The following is a 13,017-nucleotide window of genomic DNA, read 5'->3' as shown; positions in this document are numbered from 1 at the left end:
ACGCTCCCCCGACGTCGGGCCGATCCGCATCATCGGAGTGTCGTGATCAGGCCGTCCCGTCGAGTCCTTCTCGCCCTGTCCTGCGCTGCCGCGGGGGTGCTCGCGGCCGGCACGATCACCGCGGTCGCCTACGCCGGCGGCCCCAGCCGTGACACCGCCGGCATCCACGGCTGCGTGCAGCAGCGGACCGGCGCGCTGCGGGTCGTCGATCCCGCCCGCGGCCAGGGCTGTCGTACCGGTCACGGGTACTTCGCGGAGTACGCGGTGACCCTGAGCCAGGCAGCCGGCCTTCCCGGCCCGGCCGGGCCGCGAGGTCCGCGGGGTCCCGCCGGTGGCGGGATCGAGAGCCTCGACGACCTCGAAGGTCTGCCGTGCAACGAGGGATCCGCCGACGAGGGCGTGGTCGACATCAGGATCTTGCCGCCCGAGCAGGGCTCCCAGGTGCTGTGGCGATGCCTGACGGATCGAACCGTGACCACTGCTCCAACACCCCAGCCGACGCTCCAGCCGACGCCGACGATGCCCGAGGGAACTCCCGATCCGTCGGCCCCGCCGCCGATGAGCGAGACGCCACCGACGACGGCGCCGCTCGTGGAGCCGACAACCAGCGGCGCCTCCAGCTGAGACCTCCCCGCTCTCGCCTGCCCCGGTGGTCGGCGGAGTCGACACGGGCGCGGACAACGCCCGTCACGGCTGCATCAGCACACGGCCATGCTGATCCCGTCCTCCCCCATCCCAGCGCGGGCACCGTGCGTCGAACGGCCTCCGAGCTGCGACGATCGGTCGCATATCGAACATGTGTTCGACTACACTAGAAGCATGGCCCCCGACCCCCTCCGAGCCGCGCACCAGCACCTCGCTGCCGCGCTGGAGGAGCTCGCGACGGCCACCCGGACCGCTTCGGACACCGACCTCGTCTCGGTGCTGACGCTGTGCGAGGGCCTCTCCCGGCGGGTCGACGCGATCTCCGTCTCGGCGGTCGCCACGCTCGACCAGCGGGGCGTGTTCCTGACCCGTGGCTACACCTGCACCGCCCGCGCCCTGGCCGACCTGCTGGGCTGGACCGGGCGCGAGGCGCGCCGGCACGTCGTCGCCGCCACGGACGTCCATCGCCGCGCCACCCTGGGCGGCGAGCCGCTGCCGGCGCGGTTACCGGCCACCGCGGCGGCGTTCTCCGCGGGGGACGTCGCGCTGCGGCACGTCGAGGTCATCGGCCGGGTGCTGTCCACCCCGGCCGCCCGGCGGTTGACGCCGGAGCGCTGGAGCGGGGCCGAGGCCCAGCTCGCCGTCGCCGCCACGACGCTGAACTCCGGGCAGCTGGAGACCTTCGGGACCACGCTGGTCGAGCGGCTCGACGAGGACGGCGCCGAGCCCGACGACACCGCGCCGCCGAACAACGAGCTCCGGCTGGTCCGCCACCGCGGTGGGGCCGGTGGGTCGATCAGGGGCCGGTACTCCGACGCCGCGCTGTTCGACGCGATCGCCGCCGTCATCGACGCGCAGGCCGCGCCGCTCACCTCCGACGACCACCGGACGGCCCCGCAGCGACAGGCCGAGGCGCTGGCCGACGTGTGCGCACACGTGCTGGCCCACGGCAGGGACCTGCCCGAGGTCGGTGGCCGGCGCCCGCAGCTCACCGTGATCGTCCGGCTCGAGGATCTCGAGCGGCGGGCCCGGGCGGCCACGCTGGAGTTCGGCGGCACCCTCACCCCCGGCGCGCTGCGCGCGCTGGCGTGTGACGCCGGCGTCGTCCCCGTCGTGATGAACGGCGCCGGGCAGCCGCTGGACGTGGGCCGCGGGAAGCGGACGATCCCCGACGGGCTCCGCCGGGCGGTCACCGTCCGCGACCGTGGCTGCGCCCACCCCGGGTGCGACCGGCCACCCTCCTGGTGCGAGGTGCACCACGTACGGCACTGGGCCCACGGCGGGCCCACCGAGCTGGGCAACCTGGTGATGCTCTGCCGGGCCCACCACCGGCAGGTCCATCACTGCGACTGGCTGGTCCGGATCCGTGACGGACTGCCGGAGTTCGTCCCGCCACGGTGGATCGACCCGGACCGGACACCACGCCGCAACGCCCCGGTCCACCTGGTGGCGTGAGCGTCAGCGCACGCCGGAGGGCGACTCGAACACGAACGTCCGGCCGCCCAGCCGCACCCGCATGCCCGGCTCCAGGCGGTGTGACCGGCCGGGCGGCACCGGGGTCCAGGCCGGGTCGCCCGGCGAGGCGACGAAGGTGCCGTTGCGCGAGCCCGAGTCGACGAGGACGACGTCCCAGTTGTCCACCCGCACCTCGGCGTGCACGCGCGACACCGCACCGGAGCGGTCCTCCACCACGATGGAGCGCAGCCCGCCGCTGCGCACCCGCTCGTCGGACTCCGGCATCCGGCCCACCAGGTACTCGGCGTCGACGGTGTAGGTGGCGCCGTCGTCGAACACCAGCAGGCCCAGCGGCGGGCGCGAGCCGATGACCAGGACGCCGGTGCGCTCGTTCATCCGGATCCCGCACAGCACGCAGAAGTGCGAGCGGGGGTCGTTGAGGTGCCCGCGCGAGCACAGATGGCCCCGCGCCTCGCCCGGCTTGGGCCCGGAGAGCTCGGCCGTCGACGGGCCGCCCGACAGCGAGCGCGTGCCGGTGCCCGCCGACTCCCCCGCCTCCAGCGGCGGGCGCGGCGGCTCGTCGGGCGCCACCCCGAGGATGGCGTCGGTCCGGCGGGGCGCGGGGCGGGCCCGGGGGGGGCCGCCCGGCTCCTTCCCGAGCGCGACGGCGGGCCCCGGTCCCGCCGGGCCGGGCGACGGCGCCGGGCCGGGCGCCGGCGCGGTGGCCGGGCCGGGGCCCGGGGCCGGCGCGGTGGACGGGCCGGGACCGGCGTCCCGGCCCGGGGCGGCGACCGCGCCCGGCGGGGCGGTCGGGACGTCGACGGGCCCGGCCTGCGGCGCCCCGGTACGCGCGACGGCGGGGTCGGTCCCGGCGTCCGCAGGCTCCATCCCGATCAGCGTGGGCTGGGCGTTCAGCGTGCGCGGCCGGGCGTCCACCGGCCAGGACTGGACGGGGGCGCCGGGGTCCTCCCTGGCCGGAGCCGGGGCCGACGCCGGGGCCGGGGCCCCCACCTCCACCCCGCCCCCGGCGACGACGCCCTCACGCAGGTCGAGCAGGACGGCGTGCGCGGCGGGAGCGGGCCCGACGCCGTCGAGGGCCAGGCGCACCGGGCCGGGCGGGACGAGCCGGTCGGTCCAGGCGGCGGACTCGGCCCCGGACAGCGCCACGTCGCCCACCCGGGCGGCGACCGCGCCGGACAGGAACACCGCGACCGCGCCCCCGGCGGCGGAGACGGTGCCGAAGACCAGCGAGTCGGGCGGGGCGTCGGGGCCGGTGAGCCATCCGGCGAGGCGGCGGGCGAGCGTGCGGCCCGGTTCGGGCCCCGAGGCGGCGCGGCAGTGCGTCAGCAGGCGGGCCAGCGGCTCGGCCTCGGGGCAGCGCGCGACGCAGAGCAGCCCCGGGAGGCGGGCGACGAGCCCGTCGCCCGCCAGCACGACCGCGCGCCCGTCGACCGACGCGTTCACCTCAGATCAACCTCCCGCCCCGGAACCGCCAGTGGACGAACGGCACCCGCATCGGCCCGTTCACCACCAGCCACACGATGATCCACGTGCTGAGGAACTGTACGAGGAACGCGCCGAACGGCACCTCCCGCGGCACCCCGGGCACCGCGCCCGCCGAGATCAGCGCCCACAGCAGCGCGCCCTCGTTGACCGCGGTGAGCAGCCCGAACAGCGTCGGCCAGTCCTTCTCCCAGCGGAACTGCTGGATCAGGTGGTAGAGCAGCTCCCAGCCGACGCCGAGCACGACGACGGCGAGCAGCACGACGAAGGTGACGCCGTAGGGCTGGCCGATCAGCGGGCTGACCAGCAGCGTCCACAGCCCGCCGACGACGAGCAGGACGAACACCCGGGTCTGGATGCGTCCGTTCAGGGTGGGCAGCACGTCCGTCCCCTCAGATCTTCCGGCCGCGCGCCCACAGCCACCACTGGTGGGTGGAGCGGACGGGCCCGAGCCGGGCGCAGAAGCCGAGCGCCTCCAGGTCGTCGGCGATCTCCTGGGCGGCGATCTGCAGGCCCAGGAACGTGTCGACGCCCGGGAAGTAGCCACCGTTGGTGGCGCTGCCCGAGGCGTACATCCGGCCCGGCTCGCTGCGGGTGCCGCGGACCTCGAAGCTGCGCTCGACGTCGAGGCGGCCCAGCGGGTTGCGACCGGCGCCGCCGTGGTCGAGCAGGTCGGCCAGCACGCGGTGCTCCCGGATGTCGGCCTCCAGCCCCGTGCAGTCGATGACGGCGGTGACCTGCACGTCCTGCGGCCCGTTCGCCGTCCGCAGCGCGGCGTGGACGGTGCCCGAGGGCCCGGGCGTCAGGCCGGTGATCTCGCCCTGGAAGGCGTGGTACCAGCGCTCGCGGCGGCCGCGGCGCAGCTGCTCCTGCCAGTTGCGGCGGATCGGGGTGTTGGTGCCGCCGAACTGCGCGTAGAGCGCGGCGCGCTCCTGGCCCTCCAGCTTGCGCACCCGCGCCTTGAGCTGCCCGCCCCACACCGACTTGGGGTAGTTGAAGCCCTGGTAGGCCCAGCCGTCGCCGCCGCGGCGGCGCATCCAGACGTGCGGGCCGTGCGCCCCGGTCACGAACGTGCGGAACACGTGCAGGATCTGCGTCTGCAGGCCGCGGGCGTCGCGGTCGTCGATCAGCCGCTGCAGCACCCGGGAGGCGACGATCCCGCCGCCGCGCACCAGCACCGTGCCCGGCGCGGCCGCCAGGCGCTGGTAGATCTGCTCGTGCGGCTCGTAGGCGTTGACGACGCTGCCGTAGTCGCGGTGGCGCTCGCGGTACTCCATGAGGTCGGGCAGGAACTTCAGCCCCGGGTAGCCGACGGCGACGTGCACGTACCGGCTGCGGTAGGCCACGCGCCGCGTCGGGCTGGTGCCCTCGGCCGGGATGAGGATCGTGAAGTAGCCGCCGCCGACCCGCCGGCGCACCATCCGGACCTGGCCCTTGACCACCGTCGAGGCGTAGTCGATGCGGTCGTGCTCGCGCTCCATCGACTCGAAGGCCTGCCCGGCCTTGGGGGTGTAGTAGTCGGCGAGGATCGGCTCGACCAGCACGTTCCACAGCGATCTCGGCGACCTCGTGGCCAGCGCCTCGCGCACCGCGTAGCTGGGGAACCCCCAGATGTTGTCCGGACACGACGCCGAGTCGCTGCGCAGCCGCTCACCGCGCGGGATCTGCGAGACACGGGTGAGGTACTCGTAGCTCTCCCACGGGCTCTCCAGCTGCGTGAGCACCCGGATCGCCGACGTCGGCACACCGCAGATCCGCAGGTAGTCGACCGTCACGAAGGAGCCGATCCCCCCGCCGACCGACACGAACGGCACGTCGACGACCGGGATCCCGGCGCGGGAGACCGCGTCGTCGGACCACCAGTCGGTGGCGATGAGCTCCGGGGTCAGGTCCCCCGGGCGCACCGCCCCGGGACCCGGGTCCGGCGCCACCGCCGGGCCCGGCAGCCGGATCGTGTCCTGTCGCATTCGCCCGCTCCCACCTCGTACCCCCGCCGGGGGACCCGGCGGGCGAGCGGATCACATCCTGCCGTCCCCGGGACCGGTCCCGGCAACGGGTGTTACCCATTCGGTGCACCGGAGTGGTAGCACCCGCGACGGCCGCGACGACAGCATCCACGATCGACGACGGGTCTAAGGTCGCGCCGGGGTGTACCGGCAGAGGATGGGGAGATCGACGTGCTGGACTCGACGTTCGGGCCGTACCGCATCGAGGCGCTCCTCGGTCGGGGCGGCATGGGTGAGGTGTACCGCGCCCACGACACGGACACCGACCGCACCGTCGCGCTCAAGGTGCTGCCCCCGCATCTCGCCGAGGACACCGAGTACCAGGAGCGGTTCCGGCGGGAGTGCCGCTCGGCGGCGCGGCTGCGCGAGCCGCACATCGTCCCGATCCACCGCTTCGGCGAGATCGACGGCCGGCTCTACCTGGACATGCGCCTGGTCGAGGGCGTTGACCTCGCGTCCTGGCTCAAGGCGCACGGGCCGATGCCGCCGGTCGCCGCGGTGTCGGTGGTCTCCCAGATCGCCGCCGCGCTCGACGCCGCGCACGCCGAGGGACTGGTCCACCGCGACGTCAAGCCGTCCAACGTGCTGCTCGCGGGCGTGCACGGGGCCGACGTCGACCGCGAGGTGTTCGCCTACCTGTTCGACTTCGGCATCGCCCGCGCCCAGGAGGGCGTCGGCGAGGACCCGGCGCTGACCCGCGCGGGCACCATGCCCGGGTCGCTGGCCTATATCGCGCCGGAGCGGTTCTCCGGCGTCGAGGGCGACCCCCGCGCCGACGTCTACGCGCTGGCCTGCGTGCTGCACCAGGCCCTCACCGGGCGGCCCCCGTACGAGGGCGACATGGCGACGTTGATGAACGCCCACCTCAACGCCCCGCCGCCGCGGCCCAGCAGCACCCGACCCGACCTGCCCAGCGGGCTCGACCAGGTCGTCGCCCGCGGCATGGCCAAGGACCCGGCGCAGCGCCCGGCCAGTGCGGGTGCCCTCGCCGCCGCGGCCCGTGCCGAGATCGGCGGCTGGGGCACCGACCCGAACGCGTCCGGCACCACCGTCGCCTTCGGGGCCACCTCGAAGCCCGACCTGGTCAAGCCCGGCACCGCCGTCATCCCGCCGGGGTGGAACGCGCCGTCGAACCCGTCGAACCCGCAGTACCCGTCGAACCCCTGGGGCGCCGCGGCCCAGCCCCCCGCGTACGGCACCCAGCCCGCCTACGGCCAGCAGCCCGCCTACGGCGCCCAGCCGGGGTACGGCCAGCAGACCGCCTACGGCCAGCCGAACTGGGGCGGCGGCTCGCACCCGTCGCACCCGTCCTACCCGTCCCACCCGCAGCCGCCGAAGAAGGATCGCACGGCACTGGTCGCGATCGCGGTGGTCGCCACGCTCGCCGTCGTGGGCGGGGCGATCGTCTGGTTCGTGACGGCCGGCGGCGGCGGGACCCCCGTCACCCCGCCGACCACGTCCGCGGCGCCGGTCACCAGCGCCCCGCCGACCAGCGCCCCGCCGCCGACCACCACTGCGTCGACGCCCGAGACCGACCTGCTGCTGGCGGAGCTGCCGGCCGGGTACGGGCCGTCGAACTGTGCGCCCGACCTGCTCGACGGCGCCACGGCGTTCGTCGTCTGTGCAGGCCCTCCCACCACGGGTACGGGACCGACCGGCGCCAGCTTCGCCCGCTACGCCTCGATCCAGGAGCTGGACGCGGCGTTCGATGCCCTCGCCGTCGACGGTGGCATCACCGGCTCGCCCGTCGAGCTGACCACGTGCCGGGGGACCGCCACCGCCCGGGCGACCTACTCTCGCGCGGACGAGAACCTGGCGGGCGGGCAGGCCGCCTGCTTCACGGACTCGAGCGGCGTCTCGACGCTGTTCTGGACCGACGAGGCGGCCGTGGCCATCGGCTACGTCGTGTCCGACACCGGCCAGGCCGCGGCGTTGTACGACTGGTGGCTCTCGGTCGACTTCGTCGCGGAGCGGTGAGACCTCAGCGCGGCCTGTTCGTGACGGTCGGCGGCCGCTGCGAGCCGGCCGCGGGGTTGCTCTTCCCCGGGTCCGACTTCGCCGTGCCGGTCTTGCTGTGGCTCGGTGCCGACATCGCGCCGAAGTCGGGGTCGGCGACGCCGGCGTAGGCGACCGAGCCACCCCCGACGGCAATCCCGCACGCGAGAACGATGGCGCCGACACCGCGCACCACGAACCTCATCGGTACCCCCGAACCGCGCCGACCCCCGACGCCTCGGCGCAACCGTCCAGTAATCAACCCGTCGATGTCAAGAACTCGACCGCGTCGGCCAGCGGGACCTCGACCCGCTCGCCGGTGCGGCGGTCCTTGACCTCGATCACGCCGGTGGCCAGGCCGCGCCCGGCGACGACGATCGTCGGCACGCCGACCAGCTCCGCGTCGGCGAACTTGACCCCCGGGGAGGCCTTGCGGTCGTCGAGCAGCACGCGCAGCCCGGCGGCCTCCAGCTCGGCGGCCAGCGCGGCGCCGCCGGTGGTGATCTCCTCGTTCTTGCCCGCGACGACGACGTGCACGTCGTAGGGGGTGACGGCGGCGGGCCAGAGCAGGCCGGAGTCGTCGTGGTTCTGCTCGGCGATCACCGCGACGAGCCGCGATACGCCGATCCCGTAGGACCCCATCGTGATCCGGACGGGCTTGGAGTCCGGGCCCAGGGCGTCGAGCTGCGCGGCGTCGGCGTACTTGCGTCCCAGCTGGAACACGTGCCCGATCTCGATGCCGCGGGCGGCGGACAGCGGGCCGGAGCCGTCGGGGGCCGGGTCGCCCTCGCGGACGTCGGCGGCCTCGATGGTGCCGTCGGGGGTGAAGTCCCGCCCCGCCACCAGGTCGACGACGTGGTGGTCGGCCTTGTCGGCGCCGGTGACCCACGCGGTGCCGGTGACGATCCGGGGGTCGACGAGGTAGCGCACGCCGTTGGCGGCCAGCGACACCGGACCGATGTAGCCCTTGACCAGGAACGCGTGCTTCGCGAAGTCGGCGTCGTCGAGCAGCGCGACCTCGGCGGGGTCGAGCGCGGCCTCCATGCGCTTCATGTCGACCTCGCGGTCACCGGGCACCCCGACGCCGAGCAGCGACCACTCCGTCTGCCCCGGCGCGCGGGTCTTGAGCAGCACGTTCTTCAGGGTGTCGGCGGCGGTGAACGCGCGACCCAGCCCCGCCCCGTTGAGGAACGCCACCAGCGACTCGATGGTCGGGGTGTTGGGGGTGTGGTGGGCCTGCGCGGCGGGCAGTCCGTCGAGCGGGATCGCCGGGGGCGCCGGGGTCGTGACGGCCTCGACGTTGGCCGCGTAGCCGCCCGGGCTCTGCACGAAGGTGTCCTCGCCGGTGGGGGCGACGGCCAGGAACTCCTCCGACGCCGAGCCGCCCATCGCCCCGGACGTGGCCGCGACGACGACGTAGTCCAGCCCGAGCCGGTCGAAGATCCTGACGTAGGCGGCGCGGTGCGCGGCGTAGGACGCCGAGAGTCCCTCGTCGGTGAGGTCGAAGGAGTAGGAGTCCTTCATGAGGAACTCGCGCCCGCGCAGGATGCCCGCGCGGGGGCGCGCCTCGTCGCGGTACTTGTTCTGGATCTGGTAGAGCGTGACCGGGTAGTCCTTGTACGAGCTGTACTCACCCTTCACGACCTGCGTGAACAGCTCCTCGTGCGTGGGCCCGAGCAGGTAGTCGGCACCCTTGCGGTCCTTGAGCCGGAACAGGTTGGGGCCGTACTCGGTCCAGCGGCCGGTGGCCTCGTAGGGCTCACGGGGCAGCAGCGCGGGCAGCTGGATCTCCTGGGCGCCGATGGCGTCCATCTCCTCGCGCACGATCTGCTCGACGGCGCGCAGCACCTTCAGCCCGAGCGGCAGCCAGGTGTAGATCCCCGGCGCCACGCGGCGGACGTAGCCGGCGCGGACGAGCAGCTTGTGGCTCGGTACCTCCGCGTCGGCCGGGTCCTCGCGCAGGGTCCGGAGGAACAACGACGACATCCTGGTCAGCACCCGGAGAACAGTAGCGACGCCCCCCGGGCCGGTTCACCCCGGTTGCGCCCCCGTCACGTGGCGAGCAGCTCCCCGATCATCGCCGAGACCGCGTCGGCCTCGATGAGGAACCCGTCGTGGCCGTAGGGCGAGTCGATGATGCGTGCCGGGCCCGATCGCGGGATGCCCGCGGCCAGCTCGGCCTGCTGCTCGGGCGGGTAGAGCCGGTCGGAGCTGACGCCGCCCACCAGCGTGGCCGCGCGCACCCGGGCCAGCGCCGCCGCGACCCCGCCGCGGCCGCGACCCACGTCGTGGGCGTTCATCATCTCGGTCAGCCGCACGTAGGAGCCGGCGTCGAAGCGGTGGACGAGCTTGGCCGCGTGGTGGTCGAGGTAGCTCTCCACCGCGTACCGCCCGCCCCGCCACGGGTCCTCGCCCTCCTGGGGGGCGCGGCCGAAGCGCTCGCCCAGCTCGAACCCGCTGCGGTAGCTCAGGTGCGCGATCCGGCGCGCGATGCCCAGGCCGCGGTGCGGGCCCGCACCGGGGGCGGCGTCGTGGTAGTCGCCCCCGTGCCAGCCGGGGTCGGCGCGGATCGCCGCGATCTGCGGTGCCGCCCAGCCGATCTGGTCGGCCGAGGTGGCCGCGGGACCGGCCAGCAGGCCCAGCCGCCGCACCCGGTCGGGCTCCGAGACCGCCCACTCCAGCGCGCGCATCGCCCCCATCGACCCGCCGACGACCAGCGCCCACGCGTCGATCCCCAGCGCGTCGGCCAGCACGACCTCCGCGGCGACCGCGTCGCGCGGGGTCAGCACCGGGAACCGGCTGCCCCACGGCCTGCCGTCGGCGGCCGCCGACGAGGGTCCGGTGCTGCCCTGGCAGCCGCCCAGGACGTTGGGCGCCACGACGAACCAGCGCGCCGGGTCGAGCGGGGTGCCCGGTCCGACGAGGGTGTCCCACCAGCCGGGTGTGGGGTGGCCGGGCCCGGCCGGACCGGTGACGTGGGTGTCACCGGTCAGCGCGTGCAGCACCAGCACCGCGTTGGAGCGGTCGGCGTTCGGCTCGCCCCACGTCTCGTAGGCGATGCGCACCTCGGGCAGCTCGGCCCCGGACTCGACGCGCATCGCGAACGGGGCGGTCCACCGCCGCCGTCCGGGGTCGTCCCCCTCCCGCCACGCACCGGTGGCGGGAGGGGAGTGCAGGGTCGTCGTCACGCCCTGATCATGCCCCCTTGGCTGCCCGGAACCCGGCGTCGAGGTCGGCCTTGAGGTCCTCGACGTGCTCCAGGCCCACCGAGAGCCGCACCAGGCCCGGGGTGACTCCGGTCTCGGCCTGCTCTTCCGGCGTGAGCTGGCTGTGGGTGGTGCTGGCCGGGTGGATCACCAGGCTGCGCACGTCACCGATGTTGGCGAGGTGGCTGTGCAGCTCGAGCGCGTCGACGAACTTCTTGCCGGCCTCGACCCCGCCGACGATGTCGAACGCCACGATGGCCCCCGCGCCGCGCGGCAGGTACTTCTGCGCGGCCGCGTGGAACGGGCTCGACGGCAGCCCCGCGTAGTACACCGTCTCCACCTCGTCGCGCGCCTCCAGCCACTCGGCCAGCGCCTGCGCGTTGGACGTGTGGCGCTCCATGCGCAGCGACAGCGTCTCGATGCCCTGGATGAGCAGGAAGCTGTTGAGCGGCGCGATGGCCGGGCCGATGTCGCGCAGCAGCTGCACCCGCAGCTTGATCGCGTAGGCGATCGGGCCGACGGCGTCGGTGAACACGGCGCCGTGGTAGCTGGGGTCGGGCGTGGTGAGGCCGGGGAACCGGTCGGAGTGCTCGGTCCACGGGAAGGTGCCCGAGTCGACGACGACGCCGCCGATCGCGGTGCCGTGCCCGCCCAGGAACTTGGTGGCCGAGTGGATCACGATGTCGGCGCCGTGCTCGATGGGACGCAGCAGGAAGGGCGTCGGGACCGTGTTGTCGACGAGCAGCGGCAGGCCGAGCTCGTGGGCGACGTCGGCGACGGCCCGGATGTCGAGCACGTTGTTGCGCGGGTTGCCCACGGTCTCGCCGAAGAACAGCTTGGTGTTGTCCCGCACGGCGCCGCGCCAGGCGTCGAGGTCGTCGGGGTCGACGAAGGACACCTCGATGCCCAGCTTGGGCAGCGTGTAGTGGAACAGGTTGTAGGTGCCGCCGTAGAGCGCGGTGCTGGAGACGATGTGCGAGCCCGACTCGGCGATGTTGAGGATCGCCAGGGTGGTGGCGGACTGCCCGGACGCGAGCGCGACGGCCGCGGCCCCGCCCTCCAGCGCCGCGACGCGCTGCTCCACGACGTCCTGGGTCGGGTTCATGATCCGCGTGTAGATGTTGCCGAACTCGGCCAGCCCGAACAGCGCGGCCGCGTGGTCGGTGTCGCGGAACTGGTAGGCGGTGGTCTGGTAGATCGGGGTCGCCCGGGCGCCGGTGGTGGGGTCGGGGGCGGCACCGGCGTGGACCTGCTTGGTCTCGAAGGACCAGGATTCGGACACAGTTGTCTCCAGGGAGGGGTGGTCGTGGGGGGTGCGGGTCAGCGGCCGGGTCGACAGGCCGAGCTCGTGACGCGCATGTAGTCCACATGCCGGCGGGTCACGAGACGGATCACGAACGCGACGGTAACCGGCCCGTCACCGCGGCACAACGCACGTCTACCGTTCGGGGGTGCTCGTGCTGCTCCCGCCGTCGGAGACGAAGACCGACGGGGGCGACGGCCCACCGCTGGCGCTGGACGCCCTGAGCCACCCGGAACTCCACCCCCTGCGCACCGAGCTCGTCGACGCCCTCGTCGGGCTCGCCTCCGACGTCGACGCCTCCCGCGCCGCGCTGGGCCTCTCCCCCCGGCAGGACGCGGAGATCGCCCGCAACGCCGCGCTGTGGACCGCCCCGACCGCGCCCGCGCTGCACCGCTACACCGGCGTCCTCTACGACGCCCTCGACGTGCGCTCGCTGCGGGGCGCCGCCGCCGGCCGGGCCGTGGAGCGCCTCGCCGTCGGATCGGCGCTGTTCGGGCTGCTGCGCGCGGGCGACCCGATCCCGGCCTACCGCCTCTCCGCCGGGTCGGCGCTGCCCGGCCGCGGCACCCTGGCCGCCGCGTGGCGGCCGCTGCTGGAACCGGTGCTGCGCGCCGTCGCCGACGGCGAGCTGGTCGTCGACCTGCGCTCGGGCTCCTACGCCGCACTCGCGCGCGTGCCGGGCGCGATCGACGTCGACGTGCTCGCCGAGCGCCCCGACGGCACGCGCACGGTGATCAGCCACTTCAACAAGGCGCACAAGGGGCGGCTGGCCCGGCTGCTCGCCGGCACCCGCGCGGAGCCCGCCGACGCGGCCGCGGTGGCGACGATCGCCCGCCGCGCCGGGATGCGCGTCGAACGCCCGGGTCCCTCGGCGCTGCACGTGGTCGTGCCGGCCTGAGACCCG

The 13,017-nt window shown here is 74.7% G+C and carries 11 protein-coding genes; 4 read left to right on the top strand and 7 right to left on the bottom strand.

Annotation, left to right across the window (positions count from 1 at the left end; genetic code table 11):
• Positions 1 to 42 precede the first annotated feature (42 nt).
• Both PHY01_RS09130 and PHY01_RS09125 read left to right on the top strand, forming a co-directional pair.
• Positions 43 to 624 carry a hypothetical protein gene (locus PHY01_RS09130; RefSeq protein WP_141278113.1) on the top strand — a complete coding sequence of 194 codons (582 nt, stop codon included), beginning with the start codon at positions 43 to 45 and terminating at the stop codon, positions 622 to 624.
• Between the two features lie 195 nt (positions 625 to 819).
• Positions 820 to 2,100 (top strand): HNH endonuclease signature motif containing protein, encoded by a 1,281-nt coding sequence (locus tag PHY01_RS09125; RefSeq protein ID WP_170183724.1) that lies wholly within the window; start codon positions 820 to 822, stop codon positions 2,098 to 2,100.
• A 3-nt stretch (positions 2,101 to 2,103) separates the two neighbouring features.
• Here the strand turns inward: PHY01_RS09125 and PHY01_RS09120 are convergent, their stop codons facing one another.
• The 3 genes from PHY01_RS09120 to PHY01_RS09110 are packed head-to-tail and all read right to left on the bottom strand — an operon-like array spanning position 2,104 to position 5,570.
• A complete protein-coding gene (locus PHY01_RS09120) occupies positions 2,104 to 3,564 on the bottom strand; it encodes an FHA domain-containing protein (protein ID WP_141278111.1) in 1,461 nt (486 codons plus the stop codon).
• Between the two features lies 1 nt (position 3,565).
• Positions 3,566 to 3,985 (bottom strand): hypothetical protein, encoded by a 420-nt coding sequence (locus PHY01_RS09115; RefSeq protein WP_141278110.1) that lies wholly within the window; start codon positions 3,983 to 3,985, stop codon positions 3,566 to 3,568.
• 10 nt (positions 3,986 to 3,995) lie between these two features.
• A complete protein-coding gene (locus PHY01_RS09110) occupies positions 3,996 to 5,570 on the bottom strand; it encodes an FAD/NAD(P)-binding protein (protein WP_246085795.1) in 1,575 nt (524 codons plus the stop codon).
• Between the two features lie 210 nt (positions 5,571 to 5,780).
• Between PHY01_RS09110 and PHY01_RS09105 the strand changes: the two genes are divergently transcribed.
• Positions 5,781 to 7,586 (top strand): serine/threonine-protein kinase, encoded by a 1,806-nt coding sequence (locus PHY01_RS09105; RefSeq protein WP_141278109.1) that lies wholly within the window; start codon positions 5,781 to 5,783, stop codon positions 7,584 to 7,586.
• A 4-nt stretch (positions 7,587 to 7,590) separates the two neighbouring features.
• Here the strand turns inward: PHY01_RS09105 and PHY01_RS09100 are convergent, their stop codons facing one another.
• The 4 genes from PHY01_RS09100 to PHY01_RS09085 form a co-directional block, all read right to left on the bottom strand.
• Positions 7,591 to 7,800, bottom strand: coding sequence for a hypothetical protein (locus PHY01_RS09100; protein ID WP_141278108.1), 210 nt, complete (start codon positions 7,798 to 7,800; stop codon positions 7,591 to 7,593).
• Positions 7,801 to 7,862: 62 nt separating this feature from the next.
• Positions 7,863 to 9,602, bottom strand: coding sequence for a proline--tRNA ligase (locus PHY01_RS09095; protein WP_141278107.1), 1,740 nt, complete (start codon positions 9,600 to 9,602; stop codon positions 7,863 to 7,865).
• A 53-nt stretch (positions 9,603 to 9,655) separates the two neighbouring features.
• Complete coding sequence (gene metX, locus PHY01_RS09090) at positions 9,656 to 10,792, bottom strand: homoserine O-acetyltransferase MetX (RefSeq protein ID WP_246085794.1); 1,137 nt, start codon at positions 10,790 to 10,792, stop codon at positions 9,656 to 9,658.
• Positions 10,793 to 10,799: 7 nt separating this feature from the next.
• Complete coding sequence (locus tag PHY01_RS09085; protein WP_141278106.1) at positions 10,800 to 12,092, bottom strand: bifunctional o-acetylhomoserine/o-acetylserine sulfhydrylase; 1,293 nt, start codon at positions 12,090 to 12,092, stop codon at positions 10,800 to 10,802.
• 169 nt (positions 12,093 to 12,261) lie between these two features.
• Here PHY01_RS09085 and yaaA point away from each other — a divergent pair, with 169 nt between their 5' ends.
• Positions 12,262 to 13,011, top strand: a complete 750-nt coding sequence (yaaA, locus tag PHY01_RS09080; RefSeq protein WP_141278105.1) for a peroxide stress protein YaaA — start codon at positions 12,262 to 12,264, stop codon at positions 13,009 to 13,011.
• Positions 13,012 to 13,017: the final 6 nt, after the last annotated feature.

It is taken from the genome of Pseudonocardia hydrocarbonoxydans (assembly GCF_006539565.1).
In the GTDB taxonomy this organism is placed as follows: Bacteria; Actinomycetota; Actinomycetes; order Mycobacteriales; family Pseudonocardiaceae; genus Pseudonocardia; species Pseudonocardia hydrocarbonoxydans.
Note: the sequence above shows the minus strand (reverse complement) of the source record. Positions and strands in the feature narration are given on the sequence as shown.

Coding starts and splice junctions, on each gene's coding strand:
- PHY01_RS09110 (WP_246085795.1), bottom strand. CDS start 5,570: ATGCGACAGGACACGATCCGGCTGCCGGGCCCGGCGGTGGCGCCGGAC.
- PHY01_RS09125 (WP_170183724.1), top strand. CDS start 820: ATGGCCCCCGACCCCCTCCGAGCCGCGCACCAGCACCTCGCTGCCGCG.